The sequence below is a fragment of the Caballeronia telluris genome (genome assembly GCF_001544495.1).
GTDB classification, from domain to species: domain Bacteria; phylum Pseudomonadota; class Gammaproteobacteria; order Burkholderiales; family Burkholderiaceae; genus Caballeronia; species Caballeronia telluris.
The window spans coordinates 329,752-350,584 of record NZ_FCNZ02000001.1; the positions used below are offsets into that span (position 1 = coordinate 329,752).

At 66.1% G+C, this 20,833-nt stretch carries 16 protein-coding genes; 6 read left to right on the forward strand and 10 right to left on the reverse strand.

From position 1 onward, the window contains the following. Positions 1-17 precede the first annotated feature (17 nt). The 5 genes from AWB66_RS01480 (at position 18) to AWB66_RS01500 (ending at position 9,854) form a co-directional block, all read left to right on the forward strand. Positions 18-890: a phosphoribulokinase gene (locus AWB66_RS01480; protein WP_087628480.1), complete on the forward strand. Its 873-nt coding sequence runs from the start codon at positions 18-20 to the stop codon at positions 888-890. Positions 891-925: 35 nt separating this feature from the next. Continuing rightward, the gene (gene tkt, locus AWB66_RS01485) at positions 926-2,989 is read left to right on the forward strand and encodes a transketolase (RefSeq protein ID WP_087628481.1); all 2,064 of its coding nucleotides are present in this window, start codon (positions 926-928) and stop codon (positions 2,987-2,989) included. Continuing rightward, complete coding sequence (fba, locus tag AWB66_RS01490) at positions 2,989-4,026, forward strand: class II fructose-bisphosphate aldolase (RefSeq protein WP_087628482.1); 1,038 nt, start codon at positions 2,989-2,991, stop codon at positions 4,024-4,026. The genes tkt and fba overlap by 1 nt, the downstream gene beginning before the upstream one ends. A gap of 419 nt (positions 4,027-4,445) precedes the next feature. Then, entirely contained in the window at positions 4,446-4,550 is a 105-nt protein-coding gene (locus tag AWB66_RS35060; RefSeq protein ID WP_087628483.1) for an ESPR domain-containing protein, read from the forward strand. Between the two features lie 48 nt (positions 4,551-4,598). Continuing rightward, on the forward strand, positions 4,599-9,854 hold the full coding sequence (locus AWB66_RS01500) for a YadA-like family protein (RefSeq protein ID WP_235020943.1): 5,256 nt from the start codon (positions 4,599-4,601) through the stop codon (positions 9,852-9,854). Between the two features lie 100 nt (positions 9,855-9,954). Here AWB66_RS01500 and AWB66_RS01505 read toward each other — a convergent pair whose 3' ends face one another. From AWB66_RS01505 to AWB66_RS01515, 3 genes are read right to left on the reverse strand one after another with little or no spacing between them, the layout of a single operon-like run. After that, positions 9,955-11,337, reverse strand: coding sequence for a DUF6513 domain-containing protein (locus tag AWB66_RS01505; protein WP_087628485.1), 1,383 nt, complete (start codon positions 11,335-11,337; stop codon positions 9,955-9,957). After that, a complete protein-coding gene (locus AWB66_RS01510; protein ID WP_087628486.1) occupies positions 11,316-11,915 on the reverse strand; it encodes a flavoprotein in 600 nt (199 codons plus the stop codon). Before AWB66_RS01510 ends, AWB66_RS01505 begins: the two co-directional genes overlap by 22 nt. Beyond that, entirely contained in the window at positions 11,912-13,951 is a 2,040-nt protein-coding gene (locus AWB66_RS01515; protein ID WP_087628487.1) for a sigma-54-dependent Fis family transcriptional regulator, read from the reverse strand. Before AWB66_RS01515 ends, AWB66_RS01510 begins: the two co-directional genes overlap by 4 nt. 338 nt (positions 13,952-14,289) lie before the next feature. On the opposite strand from AWB66_RS01515, the gene AWB66_RS01520 reads away from it, so the two are divergent. After that, a complete protein-coding gene (locus AWB66_RS01520; RefSeq protein ID WP_235020944.1) occupies positions 14,290-14,781 on the forward strand; it encodes a dihydroneopterin aldolase in 492 nt (163 codons plus the stop codon). Positions 14,782-14,791: 10 nt separating this feature from the next. Here the strand turns inward: AWB66_RS01520 and AWB66_RS01525 are convergent, their stop codons facing one another. From AWB66_RS01525 to AWB66_RS01555, 7 genes are all read right to left on the reverse strand, one after another. Beyond that, positions 14,792-15,190, reverse strand: a complete 399-nt coding sequence (locus AWB66_RS01525; RefSeq protein WP_087628488.1) for a hypothetical protein — start codon at positions 15,188-15,190, stop codon at positions 14,792-14,794. 77 nt (positions 15,191-15,267) lie between these two features. Next, positions 15,268-15,777: a formaldehyde-activating enzyme gene (fae, locus tag AWB66_RS01530; protein WP_087628489.1), complete on the reverse strand. Its 510-nt coding sequence runs from the start codon at positions 15,775-15,777 to the stop codon at positions 15,268-15,270. A 106-nt stretch (positions 15,778-15,883) separates the two neighbouring features. Beyond that, positions 15,884-16,768 carry a triphosphoribosyl-dephospho-CoA synthase gene (locus AWB66_RS01535; RefSeq protein WP_087628490.1) on the reverse strand — a complete coding sequence of 295 codons (885 nt, stop codon included), beginning with the start codon at positions 16,766-16,768 and terminating at the stop codon, positions 15,884-15,886. Then, complete coding sequence (locus AWB66_RS01540; protein ID WP_087628491.1) at positions 16,755-17,717, reverse strand: ATP-grasp domain-containing protein; 963 nt, start codon at positions 17,715-17,717, stop codon at positions 16,755-16,757. The genes AWB66_RS01535 and AWB66_RS01540 overlap by 14 nt, the downstream gene beginning before the upstream one ends. Then, positions 17,714-18,718: a methenyltetrahydromethanopterin cyclohydrolase gene (gene mch / locus AWB66_RS01545; RefSeq protein ID WP_087628492.1), complete on the reverse strand. Its 1,005-nt coding sequence runs from the start codon at positions 18,716-18,718 to the stop codon at positions 17,714-17,716. The genes AWB66_RS01540 and mch overlap by 4 nt, the downstream gene beginning before the upstream one ends. After that, complete coding sequence (locus AWB66_RS01550; protein ID WP_087628493.1) at positions 18,696-19,883, reverse strand: ATP-grasp domain-containing protein; 1,188 nt, start codon at positions 19,881-19,883, stop codon at positions 18,696-18,698. The genes mch and AWB66_RS01550 overlap by 23 nt, the downstream gene beginning before the upstream one ends. Then, positions 19,883-20,818 (reverse strand): NAD(P)-dependent methylenetetrahydromethanopterin dehydrogenase, encoded by a 936-nt coding sequence (locus AWB66_RS01555; RefSeq protein ID WP_087628494.1) that lies wholly within the window; start codon positions 20,816-20,818, stop codon positions 19,883-19,885. The genes AWB66_RS01550 and AWB66_RS01555 overlap by 1 nt, the downstream gene beginning before the upstream one ends. Positions 20,819-20,833 lie beyond the last annotated feature (15 nt).

The window sequence follows — 20,833 nt, forward strand, 5'->3', positions numbered from 1 at the left end:
ACAAGGGAGACAAGCGCATGTCAGTCAAGCATCCGATCATCGCAGTGACCGGTTCGAGCGGCGCCGGCACGACCACGGTCATGAAAAGCTTCACGCACATCTTCAGGCGCGAGCGCATCAACGCGCAGATCGTCGAAGGCGACGCGTTCCATCGCTACGACCGCCTCGGCATGCGCGAGGCGATGAAGCAGAGCGAGCGCGATGGCCTCGTCAACTTCAGCCATTTCGGCCCGGAAGCGAACCTGCTCGAAGAACTGGAGCAACTGTTTGCGAGCTACGGCGAAAGCGGCACCGGCAAGCTTCGCCGCTATATCCACGACGACGCCGAAGCCGCCCATTTCAGGCAGGACGCGGGCACCTTCACGCCGTGGGAAGACATCGCGCAGGGCACCGACCTGATGTTCTACGAGGGCCTGCACGGCGCGGCCGTCACGGAAAAGGTCGATGTCGCGCGTCACGCCGATCTGCTCGTCGGCGTCGTGCCGATCATCAACCTCGAATGGATTCAGAAGCTGCATCGGGACCAGACGATGCGCGGCTATTCGCATGAGGCGGTCGTCGATACGATCCTGCGCCGCATGCCCGACTACGTGAATTACATCTGTCCGCAGTTCTCGCGCACGCATGTGAACTTCCAGCGCGTGCCGACCGTGGACACCTCCAACCCGTTCACCGCCCGCGAGATTCCGCAGCCGGACGAGAGCTTCGTCGTGATTCGCTTTACGCGGCCGAAGGGCATCGACTTCCCGTATCTCCTCACCATGCTGCACGACTCGTTCATGTCGCGGCCGAACGTGATCGTCGTGCCGGGCGGCAAGATGGGACTCGCGATGCAGCTCATCTTCACGCCGATGATCCTGCAGTTGCGCGACCGCTGCGCACGCGCCTGAACCGATTTCTTCGACTCGTAGACAAGGAGGCATCCATGAATGCCGTGGCTGAAACACTCGACCGGCCAGCGACGCGCGCCGACACGCGGTCGATGGCGAATGCGCTGCGCATGCTCGCCGTCGATGCGGTCCAGCAGGCGAACTCCGGGCATCCCGGCATGCCGATGGGCATGGCCGAGATCGCGGTCGCGCTGTGGGACCGGCACCTGAAGCACAATCCGCGCAATCCCGATTGGCCCGACCGAGATCGCTTCGTGTTGTCGAACGGACATGGGTCGATGCTGCTCTACGGCCTGTTGCATCTGACGGGGTATGACCTCTCCATCGACGAACTGAAGCGCTTTCGCCAGTTGCACAGCAAGACGCCGGGACATCCGGAAGTGGGCGTGACGCCGGGCGTCGAGACGACGACCGGACCGCTCGGACAAGGCTTTGCAAATGCGGTCGGCATGGCACTCGCCGAGGCGCTCTTCGCACGCGAGTTCAACCGGCCCGGTCATGAGATCGTCGATCACCGGACTTATGCGTTCGTCGGCGACGGCTGTCTGATGGAAGGGATTTCGCACGAAGCAGCGTCGCTCGCGGGCACCTTTGGACTCGGCAAGCTCGTCGTGCTTTACGACGACAACGGCATCTCGATCGACGGCTACGTCGCGCAATGGTTCGCCGACGACACGCCCGCGCGCTTCGCGGCGTACGGGTGGAACGTGCTGCGCGACGTCGACGGTCACGATGTCGACGCCGTCGATCGCGCGTTGCGTGAAGCGCGCACCTCGCAGCAGCCGACGCTCATTTGCTGCAAGACGGTGATCGGTAAGGGCGCGCCGTCGATGGCGGGAACGCACGACGTGCACGGCGCGCCGCTCGGCGCGAAGGAGGCCGCCGCAACGCGCGAAGCGCTGGACTGGCCGCATGCGCCGTTCGAGATCCCTTCGTCGATACGGCATGCGTGGGATGCGCGCGAGACAGGCGCGGCAGCCGAATCCGATTGGACACAGCGCTTCGAAGCGTACCGTGCACACTATCCCGACCAGGCCGCCGAGTTCGAACGGCGCGCGCGCGGCGCGTTGCCCGCCGGATGGCGCCAGGCGGCGCGTGCGCTGGTCGGCGACGCGAACCGCGAGGCGCAATCCATCGCGACACGCAAGGCATCGCAGAACGCGATCGAAGGACTCGCGCGCGCGTTGCCCGAGTTGCTCGGCGGATCGGCGGATCTGACGGGCTCGAACCTCACCCGCTGGAAAGATGCCATCGACCTGCAGCCGGTTGAAAGTAGTTCGCCATGCAACTATATCCACTTCGGCGTGCGGGAGTTCGGCATGAGCGCGGTGCTCAACGGAGTCGCGCTGCATCGCGGTTATCTGCCGTTCGGCGGCACGTTCCTCACCTTCTCCGACTATTCACGCAACGCGCTGCGCATGGCGGCGCTGATGAAGACGCGCACCGCCTTCGTCTTCACGCACGATTCGATCGGCCTTGGCGAGGACGGTCCGACGCATCAGTCCGTCGAGCATGCGGCTTCGTTAAGACTCATCCCCGGTCTCGACGTATGGCGTCCGTGCGACACGGTCGAGACCGCGCAGGCGTGGGTCAGCGCGGTGGATCGCGACCGGCCGTCGTGCTTGTTGCTCAGTCGCCAGAACCTGCCGTTCGTCGCGCGCAGCGAACAGCAGGTCGATGCGATCGAACGCGGCGGCTATGTGTTGCGCGACTGGCCGGACGCATCGGGTCCGAATGACAAATGCGTCGTGCTGATCGCGACCGGCTCCGAAGTCGCGCTCGCGCTCGGCGCCATCGAACCGCTGCGCGAAGCGGGCATCCTCGCGCGCGTGGTGTCCATGCCATCGACCAATGTCTTCGACCGGCAGTCGTTCGCATGGCGCGAACGCGTGCTGCCGCCGGGCGTGCCGCGCGTCGCGGTCGAAGCGGGGGTCACTGCGTTCTGGCGGCAATACGTGGGGCTGGAAGGCGGCGTCGTCGGCATCGATACCTTCGGCGAGTCCGCGCCCGCCTCCGCGCTCTTCGAGCATTTCGGGCTCACCATCGGCGCCGTCGTCGATGAAGTGCAACGTGTCGTGACGTCCTCAAGGAGCCTGTGATGGCCTTCATCGCCCTGCGTCAATTGCTGGATCATGCGGCCGAGCACGGCTACGGCGTGCCCGCGTTCAACGTCAACAACATGGAGCAGGTGCAGGCCATCATGCAGGCTGCTCAAGCCACGAAGAGCCCGGTCATCCTGCAGGCGTCGGCGGGCGCGCGCAAGTACGCGGGCGAGCCGTATCTGCGGCATCTGGTGCTCGCGGCCATCGAGGCGCATCCGGATTTGCCCGTCGTGCTGCATCAGGATCATGGCGCGAGTCCTTCGGTGTGCCAGCAGGCGATCCGCTCGGGCTTCACGTCGGTGATGATGGACGGCTCGCTCATGCCCGACCAAAAGACGCCCGCCGCCTACGACTACAACGTCGACGTAAGCCGCCGCGTCGTCGAGGCGGCGCATTCGGTGGGCGTGTCGGTGGAGGGCGAACTCGGCTGTCTCGGCTCGCTCGAAACGGGCGCGGCGGGCGAGGAGGACGGCGTGGGCGCGCAAGGCACGCTCTCTCGCGACGAACTGCTCACTGATCCCGAACAGGCGCAGGCCTTCGTCGAAGCAACGGGCGTCGATGCGCTCGCGATCGCCATCGGCACATCGCATGGCGCGTACAAGTTCAGCCGCCAGCCGACTGGCGACATCCTCGCGATCGACCGCATCGTCGAAATTCACGAGCGCATTCCGAACACGCATCTCGTGATGCACGGGTCGTCGTCGGTGCCGCAGGAATGGCTCGCGACGATCCGCGAATTCGGCGGCGAGCTTTCGGAGACATACGGCGTGCCGGTCGAGGAGATCCAGCGCGGAATCCGGCACGGCGTGCGCAAGGTGAACATCGACACCGACATCCGGCTCGCCATGAATGGCGCGATGCGGCGCGCGCTGGCGTCGGCGCGCTCGGAGTTCGATCCGCGGCACGCGCTCAAGGCGGCGACGGCGGCGGCGCGCGATCTATGCAAGGCGCGCTTCGAGGCGTTCGGTTGCGCGGGCCAGGCCGAGCGCATCAAGCCGATGCCGCTGGAGGCGATGGCGCAGCGGTATCACTGAGGAAGCGGACGTGGCCGGATGCGTCGCCATCTATCCTTAGATGTTTGGGAGTGCAGACGCATCGCGACGCTAACCTGTCGTTTTGAGGTGTAGCGTTTTGTCGCATCGTGTAATGAAAAGCGAAGTTCGCATCGCGGGGTCCGTCGCTGGATGCCCGATGGTGCGCCGACGCACCGGATGCTCAGATTTACATAGGAGGATGCCTAATTTAAATGCCCGATTGATTGAGATGTGTCCTATTCGTGGCTTGAGACAAGCGCGCTGAAATACGCGCCGAGCTTCAAGGGAAATTTTCCGGTGAAAAGGCCGGTTATCGCCCCGCTCGAAGTTGTACTCAACCCGACACGACCGATGCTTGATTTTTGAAGCGCGCCAAGGTGGCCGCCCAACGAAATTGCCACGCTGACCGGTCAGTCAAGATGCCAGGAATTTGGACTGTGAACAGAATCTACAAAACGGTATGGAACCAGGTCACGCGCACATGGACGGCGACCTCCGAGCTTGCGAAGGGCCACACGAAGTAGACGAGCGGACGCAAGGCGGTGTCGGCGGTCATGTCCGTGACCGCGCTCATGGCGACCATTGCCGGCGCAGGTTCGATGTTCGTTTCCCACGGCGCGTATGCCGCGAGTCAGGCGCTCTTCAACGATGGCACGTCGAACGCGTGCACCTCGATCAACGCGGATGGCACGACATCGGCGGTAACTGGCACCGCAGCGTGTGCGACCGCACTCGGCGCGGGTACGGCTGCTGCGGCCGGCCTCGGTAGCGGTCTGAATTTCATCTCGGACGCGCATGGCGCGTTCGTGAACGGCGGCCTCGAAGTATTCGGCACGGGCGTGACGGCGGGCAGCCCGGCTGCGTATATTCACGGCGGCCTGAGTCTCTTCAGCGGCCCCGGAACGACGGGCGCGGCGAACAAGATCGTCGGCGTGGCGGCGGGAACCCTTGGTGTGGGCAGCACCGATGCGGTGAACGGCGACCAGTTGAACACCACCAATACGAACGTCGCGGGTTTGACGACGACGCTGAACGGCATCACGAGCGGTGGCGGAATCAAGTACTTCCGCACGAACTCGTCGTTGGCGGATGCGTCTGCCACGGGGACGGATGCAGTGGCGATCGGCGGCGGCGCGCAAGCGAGCACGGCCGATGCGCTCGCGATGGGGAATTCGGCCGTTGCGAACGGAACGAACGCCATCGCGCTCGGTGGCCGGAGCACGAGCACCGCGGGCGCTTCCATTGCGATTGGCGAGCAGGCTTCGGCACTCGGCAGTGGTGCGGGCGCTATTGCCATAGGCAGTGCGGGCGGTAGCTATGCCGCAGCCACGGCAGTTGGCAATTCGTCGATAGCGATCGGCTCCGGTGCAGCGACCGTCGGCAATTCCTCAGCCTACCAAAACGTTGCGATCGGACCCGGTGCCATCGCGGGCAACCCGATTACGAACGGGTATAACAATACCGCGCTTGGTGCGAATGCCAATGCGGTATGGGCGGGCACGACGGCAATCGGGAACGGCGCAACAGCCTCATCCTGGTATACAACGGCATTGGGCGGCGGGGCGACTGCCACTGCGTATGGCTCGATCGCTGTGAGCGGGAGCTGGCCCGGTAGCAACCCGACGGTTGCGTCCGGCTCCAACAGCGTCGCCATCGGCAACAACGCCAATTCTTCCGCCTCTACATCCGTCGCGCTGGGATATTACGCCACTTCGTCGGGCAGTAGCGCTGCGGCCATCGGCCCCTATGCCACGGCATCTGCGGGCAACAGCGTCGCACTCGGCAACAAGTCGACGACCACCGCCGACCTGACCCAGGCAGGCTACAACCCGGGATCGACGGCGTTGTCTGGCGTCGCATCGACGGCGAATGGCGAAGTGTCGGTAGGTTTGGCGAACAAGGAACGCCGCATCACGAACGTGGCGCCCGGCTACGCGGCAACCGATGCCGTGAACGTGAGCCAATTGAAGTCGGAAGATGCAAAGGTCAACCAGGAAGGTGCGACCACGGCATCGGCGCTGGGCGGCGGCGCGAGCTATAACGCGACCACCGGCGCTATCTCGAACCCCAGCTACGCGGTGGGCAGCAACACGTACAACAACGTGGGTTCGGCGCTGGCGGATCTGGCGGGCCAGGCGGCGAGCGCGGTGAAGTACGACAGTGCATCGAAGGACACGATCACGCTAGCAGGCACGTCGGGCACGACGCTGACGAACCTGAAGGCGGGCTCGATCGCCGCGGGAAGCACCGATGCGGTGACCGGTGATCAGTTGAACACGACGAATGCGAACGTGGGGGCGAATACGACGGCGATCGCGGGTCTGGACACGCGTGTGACCCAAAATACGACTGACATCGACAGCCTGAACACGACCGTCGCGTCGAACACGGCTGATCTGACGAGCGCGCAGTCGCAGTTGAGCGCACTCGATGCCGCAGCCGTGAAGTACGACGGCGCGTCGAAGGACACGATCACGTTGGCAGGCACGTCGGGCACGACGCTGACGAACCTGAAGGCCGGTTCGATCGCCGCAGGCAGTACCGACGCAGTGACGGGCGATCAGTTGAACACGACCAACACGAACGTGACGGCGAACACGACTGCAATCGCGGGTCTGGACACGCGCGTGACGACCAACACGACGGACATCACAAGCGCGCAGTCGCAATTGAGCGCACTTGATGCCGCCGCCGTGAAGTACGACAGCGCGTCGAAGGACACGATCACGCTGGCTGGTACATCCGGCACGACGATCACGAACCTGAAGGCCGGTTCGATCGCCGCAGGCAGCACGGATGCGGTGACGGGCGATCAGTTGAACACGACCAACACGAACGTAACGGCGAATACGACGGCGATCGCGGGTCTCGACACGCGCGTGACCCAAAATACGACTGACATCGACAGCCTGAACACGACGGTAGCGTCGAACACGGCTGATCTGACGAGCGCGCAGTCGCAGTTGAGCGCACTCGATGCCGCAGCCGTGAAGTACGACAGCGCGTCGAAGGACACGATCACGTTGGCAGGCACGGCAGGCACGACGATCACGAACCTGAAGGCCGGTTCGATCGCAGCAGGCAGTACCGACGCAGTGACGGGCGATCAGTTGAACACGACGAACTCGAACGTGACGGCGAACACGACTGCAATCGCAGGTCTGGACACGCGTGTGAGCGCACTCGATGCCGCAGCCGTGAAGTACGACAGCGCGTCGAAGGACACGATCACGCTCGCAGGCACGTCAGGCACGACGCTGACGAATCTGAAGGCGGGTTCGATCGCCGCAGGCAGCACGGACGCGGTGACCGGTGATCAGTTAAACACGACGAATGCGAACGTAACGTCGAACACGACGGCGATCGCAGGTCTGGACACGCGCGTGACGACCAACACGACCGACATCGCCAGCGCCCAGTCGCAACTGAGCGCACTCGATGCCGCAGCCGTGAAGTACGACAGCGCATCGAAGGACACAATCACGCTGGCGGGCACGGCAGGCACGATCATCTCGAACGTGAAAGCGGGCGTCGCGGACACCGATGCAGCCAACGTCGGTCAGTTGAAGGCTTCGGGCCTCGTCGATGCGAATGGTAATCCGCTGTCGGGTGTGACATACGACACGAGCGCGAAGGACACGATCACGCCGGCAGGCACGGCAGGCACGACGCTGACGAACCTGAAGGCGGGTTCCATCGCCGCAGGCAGCACCGATGCGGTAACGGGCGATCAGTTGAACACGACCAACACGAACGTGACGGCGAACACGACGGACATCGCGGGTCTGGACACGCGTGTGACGACCAACACGACGGACATCGCAAGCGCGCAGTCGCAGTTGAGCGCACTCGATGCCGCAGCGGTGAAATACGACAGTGCCTCGAAGGACACGATCACGTTGGCGGGTACATCCGGCACGACGCTGACGAACCTGAAGGCGGGTTTGATCGCCGCAGGCAGCACCGATGCAGTGACCGGCGATCAGTTGAACACGACCAACACGAACGTGACGGCGAACACGACGGCGATCGCAGGTCTGGACACGCGTGTAACAACCAACACGACCGACATCGCCAGCGCCCAATCCCAACTGAGCGCACTCGATGCCGCGGCCGTGAAGTACGACAACGCATCGAAGAGCACGATCACGCTCGCAGGCACGTCAGGCACGATCATCTCGAACGTGAAAGCGGGCGTCGCGGACACCGATGCAGCCAACGTCGGTCAGTTGAAGGCATCAGGCCTCGTCGATGCGAGCGGCAATGCATTGCCCGTCGTGACCTATGACGCAAGCTCGAATCATTCGACCGTGACCTTCGCAGGTGCAACCGGCACGCAGCTCAAGAACATCGCTGCTGGCACGGACAACACGGACGCAGTGAACCTCGCCCAGTTGAAAGCCACCGGCGTCGTCGATGCGAACGGCAATGCACTCGATGCCCTGACATACGACGCCGGCTCCAGCAAGGACGCCATCACGCTGAAAGGCACGAACGGTACGCTCATCACCAACGTGAAGGCCGGTCGTCTGGCGGCCGACAGCACCGATGCCGTCAATGGCGCGCAACTCTACGCGCTCGCTGGCAACACGAGCGACGCGTATGTGGCGAACAACGGAAGCGGCGTGACCTACTCGCGGACCAACGACAGTGGCCTTCCTCCCGACGATGCACATGCTCAAGGCATCGGATCGACGGCTGTCGGTTACTCGGCGACGGCTTCCGCGAATGACGCACTCGCGCTCGGACGCGGCGCGCAGGCGAACTTTGCGAACAGCGTCGCGCTGGGCGCGGGTTCTGCAACGACCGTCGGCGCGCAGGTGAATTACGCGGCATTCGGTCTTGCTGCACCGCAATCGTCGGCGGGCGAGGTGAACGTCGGCAACCGCCAGATCACCGGCGTGGCCGCAGGCTCGGCCGATCAGGACGCGGTGAACGTCGCGCAGTTGAAGAGCGTCTCCTCGAAGGTCGACGGCCTGAGCGCCACGGTTGCTCAAGCCGACAACAACGCGATCAAGTACGACGACGCGTCGCAAGGCAAGGTCACGCTCGGCGGCACCGACGCGTCGCACGCACCGGTGACGATCGCCAACGTCGGCGACGGAACGATCTCAGCCGACAGCACGGAAGCCGTCAACGGTTCGCAGCTCTACAATCTGCAAAGCCAGATCGAGAGCACCGTGGCGAATGCAGCGCAGGCCGGTGACATTGTCGCGGCGGCCGGCGCTACGGCGGGCGAAGCGGCGCAGGCCTCCGGCACGCATGCGGTCGCTGTCGGCGCGAACGCGTCGGCGTCAGGCGACAACAGCGTGGCGCTCGGTGCGCACGCGACGGCCAGTGCAAGCAACAGCACGGCCATCGGCTCGGGCGCAACGGCGAGCCACGACAACGCGGTCGCGATCGGTGCCAATTCGACGACGGACCGGCCGAATTCGGTCTCGGTCGGCGCGGTCGGCAACGAACGTCAGATCACGAACGTCGCCGCGGGCACGCAACCCACCGACGCGGTCAACTTTGCGCAGATGCAGGGCGCGGTGGCGGGCGGCGTCGCGACAGCGGACGCCTACACGGATTCGCGCATCAACGCTGTGCAGCGTGACAGCTACGCCGGCACGGCAGCGGCGATGGCGATCGCAGGCTTGCCGCAGGCGACGCTGCCGGGTCGCGGCATGATGGCGGTGGCGGGCAGCTCGTACCACGGGCAATCCGCGGTCGCACTGGGTGTGTCGGCGCTGTCGGAGAGCGGCCGGGTCGCCATCAAGGTAACCGGTTCGACCACCGCTCACGGTGATTACGGCGTGTCGGCGGGCGCAGGCTACCACTGGTAATCGCACGGCAGTCGTGCCGCGGAGCGCAAGCTTCGCGGTGCCGAAAGCAGACAGCCCCTTGTGGACGAAAGTCCGCAAGGGGCTTTTTCATGTCGATCGATCAACCTTTCTTTTTCGTCGCCCCGGGCGCATGCCACGCCATCAGATCCTCTTCGACGCGGTCCACTTCGCATCCCCAGTCGAGCGGCTGATCCTGATCGAAGCGCTTGCCCAGCTGCCACGCGATCTCCGCGCGCGCGAGTTGCACGCCGAGATAGAACGCATGCCCGCCGTCGTTCCCTACATTCAGCGATGGGTAAAGCTCGAACGGATCATTCGCCGTCTGATGACCGTCGCGGTTATAGACATGGATGCCATCGTTAGCCACTTGCACGCGGAAATTCGGATCGCGGACCGCAGCCGCTAACTCGTCGATTTCCGCCGCGCTATAAGGAAACGGCCGCTTCGCATGCAGCGCAGACAGATCGCCCGAGATGCCTTTCGGCAGCACCTGCGCCTCGCGCGCCGCATGCATGACGCGGCGGGCGACGTCGGCTTCGCGTACCGCACGCCGCGCGTGCAGGCTCACCGACGTCGTCAACACCGCCGCGACGCGCAACTCCGCCGCCATCCCGAGCAGCACCGCGTTGATGCCGCTCGTGTCCGCCTCGGTCAGCTCGGTGACGTTGCCGATGCCCATCATGATCGCGACATCGGGATAACGCTCGCGCAGCGCGACATAGCGTGCGATCGACGCCGCGAGGCCGAACGGAACGGGATCTAGGATCGGGTCGGCGAGAAAGGCGCGCGAGCGCTTCGTCATGGCGTCGATGGCCGCATCGAGCGAAGCCGGATCGCCCGGTTCGCGCGCGACGAGTATCGGCGTCGATGCCACTTCGTCCGCGACCCACAACGTATCGACGTTCAGGCTCATCAGATAATCCGCGCCCGCGCGGCCGCCGCGCACGAGTTCGTCGGTAAGCATCGAATCGACGCTCACGCGATAACCCTGTTCCTTCAGCATGCGCACCGCGTCTTCGAGATGCGCAAAGGGCGTCTCCGGAAGACAGCCGATGTCGATCACGTCCGCGCCTTGCCGCGCATACTCGCGCGCGCGCGCGGCGATGCCATCGAGATCGAGACGCGGCGCATCGACGATCTCCGCGAAAATCTCGGTCTCGTAGCGCGACAGGTCGAAGTGCTTCGCTTCGCGGCCGAAGAACTGCGGCAGGTCCTTCACTTCTTCGGGTCCGCGTTCGACGCTCACGCCATAGTGCTGCGCGAGCGCATCGAGATCGCCGCGGCATCGGCCGGGCACGATGATGCGGTTCGCCTCGACAGGCGCGGCGACGCGTCGCCGGATCATGTCGGCCGTCATGAGCCCCGCGACCTGCAAACCGATCTCGCGCACTTCCCACGAGAACGGCGTCGGCTGCATGCCTTCGAGCACCTGATACAGACTTTTTTCGGCGAGACGGCCAGTCAGGAAGACGATGTGTTCCATGCGAGCCCGAGGTTCGAGAGCCGTTGATCGAGCGCCGCCTTCAGGTCGTCGAGTGAGCGCGCGACGGTCGTGTGCTCGATCCGGGCGAGCCGCTCGACGTTCTCGAATTCGATCGCGCGCGGCCGCACCTCGACCCACTCGTGCGGACTCTGCGTGATGACGCTCGGCGCGGTATCGCATGCGAAAACGATGCCCGGCACGCATTGCTTGCCGGCTTGCGCATAGAGGTTGGTCGGCAGCGTATCGGAGATGCCGAGCGCGCACTTCGCGACCGTGTTGCTCGTCGCGGGTGCGATCACGACCGTGTGATAGTCGCCCTGATACAGCATGCCGACGGGCACGCTGCTCGCGCTGTTGTCGCGGAACACGCGGAAATGCTCGCGCAACTTCGGCACGGGCCAGCCGTAGAGCGGCAGCACTTCCTCGCCCGCCGACGACAAGAAGAGATCGACGCCCGGCAGTTTCAGCGCGAGGTCGATGGACTCCTCGATCATGTGACCGGACCCGGTCACGCACCATGCGAAGCGCGCGTCGGGCTTGAACTCGTCGAGCCTTCGGGCGGGCGTGTGTTCGCTCATGCGTCGGACGCGGTCGATGGTCCGTCGTGCGACAGCCGGATATGCAGCCTGTGCATCTTCCGGTACAGCGTGTTGCGGCTGATGCCGAGCACCTTCGCGACGTTGCTCACGTTCCAGCGATGCTCGTCGAGCAGCGAGAGCACCGTCTCGCGCTCACGCACCTGGATCGCGTTCAGCGCCGAGGTGTCGGCGTCGTCGGCGAGATGCGGCGCCGATTGCGGCGGGACGGGAGCCGCCGGCATGCGCTGCGGCGCGTTGCCGTTCACGATATCGGCAGGCAGGTGCATGCACCTGATCTCGGGCCCGTCGCACAGCGCAATCGCCATCTGCAACACATGGCGCAACTGGCGGATGTTGCCCGGCCACGCGTAATTGAGCAGCACGTGCCGCGCTTCGGCACTGAGCGTCGGCGGGTCTTCGGTTTCGCTTTCGAGGATGTGATTGATGAGCGCGAGCGCATCGGCGCGTTCGCGCAGCGGCGGCAGATTGATTTCGATGCCGTTCAGCCGGTAGTACAAGTCCTCGCGGAACACGCCGGTCTGCACCAGTTCGAGCAGGTTGCGGTGGCTCGCGCTGATGAGCTGGAAATCCACCTTGACCGTGGTTTCCGCGCCGAGCGGCGTGACCTCGTGCTCTTCCAGCACGCGCAAGAGGCGCGCTTGCAGCGCCATCGGCATGTCGCCGATTTCATCGAGGAACAGTGTGCCGTTGTTCGCCTGCACGATCTTGCCGCGCCTTCCTTCGCGTTGCGCGCCGGTGAAGGCGCCCGCGCGATAGCCGAACAGTTCGCTTTCGATCAGGTTCTCCGGCAGCGACGCGCAATTCACCGCGACGAACGTTCCGCCGCTGTTCGGGCTGATGCTGTGCAGCGCGTTGGCGAACACTTCCTTGCCGGTGCCGGTCTGGCCGCGCAGGATGATCGGAATCTTGCGCTGGATCACGCGCGCCGCGAGCTGGATCTGCGAGGCCATGCGCGGATCGCCGAATTCGAGGTGTGAGAGCTTGTCTAGACGTCCGGTCGTCTCGCGCGCGTCCTTCTTGACCGCCTTCGCGCGCGACGCAGCGGAAACCGGATCGCTGAGCAGGATGCGCGTCGAGCTCTTGGCGGCGTCGCGCGGCGTCTGCGCGGTCAGGAAGAAGCGACTGTTCGCCTTCGCGCTGTACACCGTCACCGGGTGGAACGAGCCACGAATGCTGCGCGCGATCATGTCTTCGAGCGACGCGTTGAACGCTTCCTCGATGCGCTTGCCGCACAACTCGGCGGGCGAACGGAAGTCGAGCTGGAAGAGCGCGCTGCGGCTCGCGGCGAGCACGACGCCGTCGTCGCTGACGGCGAGCTTGCCCGCGTGCAGCGTGCCGACGAACTCGGGCCGGCTGTGAAAGTGGATCATGTTCGCGTGACGGTAGCGCGCGTCGATCAGGCGGTTTTCGATCATCTGCCGCGACATGCCGACGAGCACGAGCGAATGCTGCTGCAAGAGCTTCGAGCGGCTCGTGACGTCGAGCACGCCGACGATCGTGCCGCGATCGTCGAAGATCGGCGCGGCCGAGCAGGTGAGCGACGTGTAGCGCGGATAGAAATGTTCGTGCTGGCACACCGCGATGCAGTCGCGTTCCATGAGGCAGGTGCCCATGCCGTTGGTGCCGGCTTCGCGCTCGCTCCAGAGCGCGCCGACGCGCAGCCCGTCGGCCGCGACCGCCTCGCCGAACGGCACCGACGACACCTGATGCACGATCACGCCGTCCGCATCGACGAGGACGACCGCGAGTTCCGGGTCCGCGAGTTGCTGGTACAGCGTGGTCATTTCGAGCCTGGAGCACGCGATCAAATCGCTCGCGGCTTCGCGGCGGTCGACGAGTTCCGGCTGCGTCAGCACGGGTGGCATCACGAAGCGCGCGGGGTCGAGTCTGAACTCGTTCAGGCAGCGGATCCACGATTGCGCAACGGAGTCGCTCGCGGCACGCGCGGCGAGCGGGTTGTTGACGATGTTCAGTACTTCTCGGACATGTGTATCGATGTCAGCGAGCGACGACATGGGGGCCTGTCTCCCTGGCGTCCGAAGCGTGCCGCATGGTCCGCGGATTTCATTCGGCGCCTAGTATGTTGTGATTCCCCTTGCGCTGCGTTTCTATCACGACTAATGAAGAGCTGAACGCATGCACACCGCGCGGCGCGGGCTGACAATGCCGCCAGCCGGACCGGCCACCGCGAAACTATCGCAAAACTGTACATCCGATGGCGCGCTTGTTCAATAAGTAGTCGCGCAGACCAACGTGATCTTGCCCGCTTTTTGCTTGCGCTTCACCGGACTTGCACCGGAACCTCGGGCAAACACCAACCCTTCGAGCCGCGCGCGCGGCGGAGCATATCGACATGGACCGTTTCGACGCGATTGCCCATTCCCGTTTCCCCGATGCGCCGGCCTTCGATGCCGCGACGCAACATGATCGCGAGCACACGCCGATGGACATCGTCTATATCGAGGGGCTGACGGGAAGCACGGTGATCGGCATCGACAGCAGCGAGCTGCACGAACCGCAGCCGGTGCGGCTGAGTCTTGCTATCGGCGTGCCGGCGATCCGCGCATGCAGGACGGATCGCATCGAGGACACGATCAACTACGCCGCCGTGCGCGAGGCGCTGCACGCGCTCTTTGCTTCGCACGGCGTGCGTCTGCTGGAGGCGCTCGCGGAACGGATCGCGCAGTTGCTGATCGCGGATTTCGGTGCGCACTGGGTGCGCGTGTCGCTGGCGAAGCCCGCCAAGTTCGACGACGTCGATGCCGTCGGTGTGCTGATCGAGCGGCGCCGTCCGCGCGGAGCGGCGACTTACGCATCGCTCGGCGAGGGGCTGATTCCGAACTAGACGCGCACGGTCACTTCAACGCAGCGGCCTGTCCGATACCGCAAGCCCGATACGCTTCAGCTTGCAGCGCGCGGAACTTCTTGGTCTGCGCCTTCGCGCGGTCGACGCGAAACTCCGCGCCGCCTTCGCCGCCAAGCGTCGCGTACTTCGAAAACGTCGACTGCTCGACGAAATCGTCATAAGGAAGCTTGGCCGCGATGCGGTCGATCGCGCACGAGCATTTGTAGACGTTCACGAAGTCGTGACCGTTGTCGTCCATGCAGCCGAGCACGTACTCCACGCGACCCTGTGTCGGGTAATCGTGGCTCTGCGCCGTGGTCGTCGCCGCGGTTTTATCCGCCGCGAACGCGACCGGCGAAACGAGCGAGAGGCAGGCGAGAGCCAGCAGCGCGCGACGTCGTAATGTCATGCGAAAAACCTCGGATCGTTGATCGTCGGAATCGCGCGGCCAGGAACGCGCCCGGCCGCGCGGATCACCGCCAGCAGTCAGTTCGGCGCGAACGGGTGGGCCGCGCTGCCTTTCTTAGCGACGACGTCCTTCGCGCTCGGCTCGCCGGCCACGGCGCGCTGCAGCGCTTCGCGCGTCGCCTTATAGTTGTACTCCTGAATCTTCTTATCGTCTTCCGCCTGCCAGTGGATGAAAACGCCGACGCAGATGAACAGGTCGTCCGCTTCGTCCGCCGGGATCGTGCCGTCCTCGACGCTGTCCGCCACCGCGAGCGCCACCGCATGCTGCGCCGGGCCGAACATCTGCACCGCCTGCTTCGCGCCCTTGATCGTCACCTTGTTGAAGAGGATCGTGTTCGGCTTCGTGAGCAGATTCGGCGCGACGACGGCGAGCAGCGACGTGAAGCCGTCCTTGTTGTTGGTGAGCGCGTTGCAGAACGCGGTCTCGGCAGCGGAACCTCGCGGTCCGATAATCAAGTCGATGTGGGCGACCTCGTTGCCGTCGCCGATGAGCGACTCTCCTACCATGACACGATTGATCTTGGCCATGCTGTTCCTCCAGTGAATAGGTCTCGGATATTCGATTTGCAGACAACTCGCGACGCCCGTGTTCCGGCCGCGCAAGACTCAAGGTGGGCAGAACGTGGTGTACCTATCATGATCCGTGCCAATCGCATCCGCGCGCCGCGCCGACGCCGGTGCGCGCCGGGTCGAGGCATCCCGCGACGAAGAGCGTCGCGACCGTCAGATCGGCGCTCGTGCCCGGATTGATGCCGCGCGCCTTGAGCTGTGCGTCCCACGACGCAAGCTCGCGCGCGTCCGCCGCCGTGCGCCATCGCGCACGATGACGCTCCGCTTCTCCCGTGACACTTTGCGCCACCGTCACACCCTGCTTGCGCACAATGTGCGAATCCGGCCAGCCGGCAAGAAAGCTCAGGAACACGTCCAGCGTGATCGCTTGCGGGGAATTGGCCGGCGCAGTCGCGACCGCCACGAGCCCCGTCTCGAAGACGTCGCGAAAGCCGTTCGCATACTGACGCGCGATGCTGTCGCGACCGGCGGCGAGCGCCATCGCCGCGCGCAGATCGACGCTCGGTTCGGCGTGGACCGACTGTTCGGGCGCATCGCCGAGGCCGCCCGGGTTCGCCAGCGCAATCGCGCGATAGGCGGCGCGGGCGTCGTCTAGGGTGAGGCGCGCGAGCACGCGTTCCGTCGCGTCTTGCCATGCGCGCTCGGATAGCGGCGGCGCGAGGTCGTCGAGCGCGGCCGCGAGCGGCGCGACGAGCAGCACGATGCCGAGATTCGTGTTGCAGCCGGCGACGTCCAGCGTGCGCGTCATGGCGTCGAGAATGCGCGTGCCGACGCGCGCGCCGGGCACGAACAGCGCGCCGGCCGCCGCCTGCGCGCTCGCGATGAACTGCGCGGCGCTCATGCCGTGTCCCGCGCTCGCGATGCTCACGTTGCCGGGCTTCGGCGTCTCGACGTCCAGTTCGCACGCGCGCAAGAACGCATCGCGCGCGGCGGTTTCAGCGGGGCGCATCGCCACTCGCGAGCGCGACGGGCGCGCGCGAATCCGCGAGCTTGCGATCCAGCAGGTCGTCGACGAGCGCGGCGGCGATGTCGAGTTTCGTCACCGATTGCAGCCCGCGCCATGCCGCGACGCCGTTCACTTCGAGCACCAGCGGGCTCGCCGGATCGTCGTGCGCGGGAATCAGGTCGACGCCCGCGTAGTCGAGGCCGAGCGCTTCGGTCGCGCGGATGGCGGTCGCGGCGAGCGCGTCGGTCAGGAGCGCCGGCTCGCACGCGGCGCCCTGCGCGAAGTTGTGAATCCAGCCTTGGCCGCCGACCCGCCGCATCGCCGCGACCGCCCGTCCGCCGACGACCAGCACGCGCCAGTCGAAGCCGGGCTGGCCGCCTTCGACATAGCGCTGCAAGTACGCGACTTCGCTGAATGCCCGCAGCGACGGCAACGGCGCGAGCCGGCCGCGCGCGTTCGCGCCGAGCCGCCGCAAGCCCTTGCCCTGCGAACCGAAGAGCGGTTTCATCACGACCTTGCGTCCGGCCGCCGCCTCGCGCATCAGCACGCGCTGCGCGAACGCGGCCGATTCGCCGGCCCACGTGGCGGGCGTCGGCACGCCGTGGCGATGGAGGAGAAGGCTCGTCATCGACTTGTCGACGCTGCGCTCGATCGCGCGCGCGTCGTTGTAGACCGGCACGCCGCATTCGCGCAGCGCGTGCAGGATGCCGAGCCGCATCGTCACCTGCTCGAACGTGCCGCCCGCGATGCCGCGCACGAACACCGCGTCGGGCAGCGCGTGGCCGAAGCCGGGGATCGCGAGGCCGTGCGGCGCCCAGGTCGTGTCGATGCGGCAGTCGGCCAGATCGACGCAGCGCGCCTCGGCGCCGCGCGCGCGAAACGCTTTCTTCAGGCGCGACGTGTGCCAGCCGGTTTCGTCGGTCATGATCGCGATGCGCAAAGCCCCGCTCATGGTTTTCCCCACTGCGCGCGCAGGAGCGCTTCGTCGATGCGTCCGCCGTGCCACGTCGCGCCGCTTTCGAGGCTGCTCACCCACACTTCGGCGGGCGCGAAGAGCGCGGCGTCGATCTGATAGAAGTCGTAGTTGAACGACGTGAAGATGTCCGCGAACGGCCGTCCGTAGTCGCGCGCATTCTTCGACGGCAGCTCGGCGGCGAGCCGCTCGGCCACCGCGTCGTGCTTCACGGTCAGATGCACGCGGCCGCCGTAGAGGATCGCGTCGTTGGTGCGGCCCATCGCCTGAATGCCGTCGGGCGAGGGCGGCGGCAGCGGCGCGGTCCCGCTCCCTTCGACGACTTCCGCGAGATCGACGCCGAGCACGTGCGTCTTGTGCAGCGCAACCTCGACGACGCGCGCCACGACCTGCACCGTGCCCGCGACAGAGTGTGTCGGCGTGACCACGATCGTCAGGTTTTCCGGCGCGAGCGCGCAGTCGCGCAGCACTTTGTCAATCACGATCTGCGGCGGCAGGCGGTCCACTTCCATGACCAGCGCGCCGCGGTCGTGGCGGTCGCGGTAGCCGAGTTCGTCGAAGAGCGGTTCCTTCACGGCGAGCGCGCGCGCCGGCCCCGAGCCGAGCGAGAAGAACTTCTTGCCGCCCGTCTCCTCCTTGCTCGCGGAAAGGCTCCAGCCCGCGTACTGGCTACCGAGGCAGGCGAGCACCGGCGTCGAGGTATGGACTTCGACGAGGCTCGGCCAGAACGGCTCGGCGTCGTCGCTCATGCGCCGCTCGACGCGTCCCAGCCCGCCCATGCAGATGCGCGCGATCAGGAGGCCCGCTTCGACGCCGCCGGGCGCATCGACGCCCGCATCGACGATCGTCGAGCCGCCTTCGGTACGCGTGACCGTCACGCCGAAGCGCGCGGCTTCATCGACGAGACGCGCGACGAGGCGCTCGGCGAGCGCGTTCACGCTCAAGGGCCGCGCGGGATCAATGGGTTGGCATGACGTCATGGGGAAACTCGTGGCAGGTTTCGATGCGTTGCAGGAGAAGCGCGTGCTGGCGTTCGATGTCGCGGCGCACGGCATCGACGGAGGGCGCCGTCACGACGAGCGTGCAGACCGGCTGCCCCGCTTCGATGCGCGTGCCGGCGTGCGGCACGTCGTGGCAGGCGGGATCGCCGAGACAGGCGTCGCTGAAAGCCGGCGACACGACGAAGCCGCGCGGCGCGAAGACCACGCGCTGGCCCGCCCGGCGCGGCGGCGCGGGCGGTTCGGCGGGCAAGAGGCCGTCGAGGCACGCGTCGATGTGGCAGCCGATCAGGCCGCGCGGCCAGACGGTGGGCCATGCGGCGTCGTAGAGCGTCATCGTCGACGAGGGGCGCGCGTTGATTTCGAGCACGCGGATCGCGTCGCCGTCGAGCAGGAAGTCGATGCTGTTCAGCCCCGCGAGGCAGGTGCGCCAGACGATGGCGCGGATCGCTTCTTCCAGCCTGTGCGCCGTTTCGCGCGGCAGGTCGACGGGACCGAGCGAACCGGCATGCACGAACGGCAGCGCGCCCGCCTCGACGCTCAGTTGCTCCGCGAAGCCGATCAGCGTCGCCTCGCGGCGCGCGCCGACGAACAGCGCGGACATCGACCGGCCGGGCGCGAGGCGCTGGAAATATCCATCGCCGGCGCTCGAAGTCGCGGCTTCGATATGCACGCCGCCGCAGCCATCGGCATGCTTCACGATCCAGCCTTCTGGATTCGCGGGCCGCGAAAAAGCAACCTCTGGATGCGCGATTCCCAACTCGTCCAGCAGCGCGAAAAACCGTCGCGGATCGCGCACGGCCGCCGTCGCTTCGGCGCCATTACCGATCAATCTCGGCAAGCGCGCGCCATGCCGCAAGAGCGCGTCCAGATGCGGCTCGATGCCGCTCGTCACGATGAAGCCGAGCATGCGCGGCAGGCGCGTCGCGCGTTCGAGCGCTTCGAGCAGGCGCGCGCGGTCGATCGAAAGCCCCTCGCCGCCGATGTCGAACCACGCGCTCGCGTGCTCGCGCGTGTCGCGGTCGCCGAACAGATCGAGCGCGACCGGGTTCAGCCCCGCGCGCGCCGCCGCCTGCGCGAGCATCCGCGCCGACAGCCCCGCGACCGCGACGCACGGCGCGCGCGAGAAAGGCGTGCTCGCGTGCATCAGCCGAGGCCGGCGGCGATCGCGCGGGCTTCGTCGAACGCTTCGGGGAAGCCGAGATACACCGGCTTGTTGCTCGTGCGCATCCGCACAAAGAGCCGGTGCTCCACCTGATACTTGACGTTGCCGATCGCGAGCGCGCCGATGCCGATCGCGTCGGAACGCGCCGCGCCCGCGAGCGGCTTGCCGTCGTCCATCACGTTCACGCCGGCGATGCCTTCGGGCGGCACCGCGTTGACGTCGGCGGCGACCAGCAGGTTTTTCGCGAACGCGAGATCGGCGGCGCTCATCACCTGGACGCCCGCCACGGCCGTCGCGAACACGACTTCCGCGCGCGCCAGTTCGCGGTGCAGTTGCTCGGGGTTGCCGGTCGCGACGCCCGAGGTCGCGATGTCGAAGCGGCGGTTGATCTCGTCGCTGACCTGCGTCGCGCGCGACTGGCTCGAATGACTCGCGATCGCGACGTCCGCGCCGAGCGAGGCCGCCATCGCCGCCGCCACGCGCCCGACCGCGCCCGTGCCGCCGAGGATCAGCACGCGCCGGCCGCCCAGTTCGACGTTGTGCTCCGCCTTCAGATGCCGCTCGACCAGCGCGACGAGCGCCGCCGCCGTGGTGTACGAGCCGCTCGGGTCGGCGAACACGGAGACTTCAAACGGCGGCACCATCGCCTGGCGCGCGCGGTCGAGCATGTCGGCGGCGAGCATCACGTCGCGCCCGCCGATGAAGATGCCCGTGCGCGAGACGCCTTTCGGCCCGCGCGAGAAGATCGCGTCCTGCGTCAACTGCACGACGCTGTCCTCGTCGACGTTGCAGTACGGAACGACGATCTGATAACCGGCGTCGGCGGCCATGTTGACGTCGAACGGGCTCATCTGCGGCGTGGCCGTGAACATGTGCAGGATGAAGGGCCTTGGAATGCTTTCGTTGGCTTCGGGCATGGAGTCAGCTCGCTT

Excerpts from the sequence above, each read along its gene's own strand:
- AWB66_RS01480 (WP_087628480.1), top strand. The coding sequence starts at position 18 with ATGTCAGTCAAGCATCCGATCATCGCAGTGACCGGTTCGAGCGGCGCC.
- tkt (WP_087628481.1), top strand. The coding sequence starts at position 926 with ATGAATGCCGTGGCTGAAACACTCGACCGGCCAGCGACGCGCGCCGAC.
- fba (WP_087628482.1), top strand. The coding sequence starts at position 2,989 with ATGGCCTTCATCGCCCTGCGTCAATTGCTGGATCATGCGGCCGAGCAC.
- AWB66_RS35060 (WP_087628483.1), top strand. The coding sequence starts at position 4,446 with ATGCCAGGAATTTGGACTGTGAACAGAATCTACAAAACGGTATGGAAC.
- AWB66_RS01500 (WP_235020943.1), top strand. The coding sequence starts at position 4,599 with ATGGCGACCATTGCCGGCGCAGGTTCGATGTTCGTTTCCCACGGCGCG.
- AWB66_RS01505 (WP_087628485.1), bottom strand. The coding sequence starts at position 11,337 with ATGGAACACATCGTCTTCCTGACTGGCCGTCTCGCCGAAAAAAGTCTG.
- AWB66_RS01510 (WP_087628486.1), bottom strand. The coding sequence starts at position 11,915 with ATGAGCGAACACACGCCCGCCCGAAGGCTCGACGAGTTCAAGCCCGAC.
- AWB66_RS01515 (WP_087628487.1), bottom strand. The coding sequence starts at position 13,951 with ATGTCGTCGCTCGCTGACATCGATACACATGTCCGAGAAGTACTGAAC.
- AWB66_RS01520 (WP_235020944.1), top strand. The coding sequence starts at position 14,290 with ATGGACCGTTTCGACGCGATTGCCCATTCCCGTTTCCCCGATGCGCCG.
- AWB66_RS01525 (WP_087628488.1), bottom strand. The coding sequence starts at position 15,190 with ATGACATTACGACGTCGCGCGCTGCTGGCTCTCGCCTGCCTCTCGCTC.
- fae (WP_087628489.1), bottom strand. The coding sequence starts at position 15,777 with ATGGCCAAGATCAATCGTGTCATGGTAGGAGAGTCGCTCATCGGCGAC.
- AWB66_RS01535 (WP_087628490.1), bottom strand. The coding sequence starts at position 16,768 with ATGCGCCCCGCTGAAACCGCCGCGCGCGATGCGTTCTTGCGCGCGTGC.
- AWB66_RS01540 (WP_087628491.1), bottom strand. The coding sequence starts at position 17,717 with ATGAGCGGGGCTTTGCGCATCGCGATCATGACCGACGAAACCGGCTGG.
- mch (WP_087628492.1), bottom strand. The coding sequence starts at position 18,718 with ATGACGTCATGCCAACCCATTGATCCCGCGCGGCCCTTGAGCGTGAAC.
- AWB66_RS01550 (WP_087628493.1), bottom strand. The coding sequence starts at position 19,883 with ATGCACGCGAGCACGCCTTTCTCGCGCGCGCCGTGCGTCGCGGTCGCG.
- AWB66_RS01555 (WP_087628494.1), bottom strand. The coding sequence starts at position 20,818 with ATGCCCGAAGCCAACGAAAGCATTCCAAGGCCCTTCATCCTGCACATG.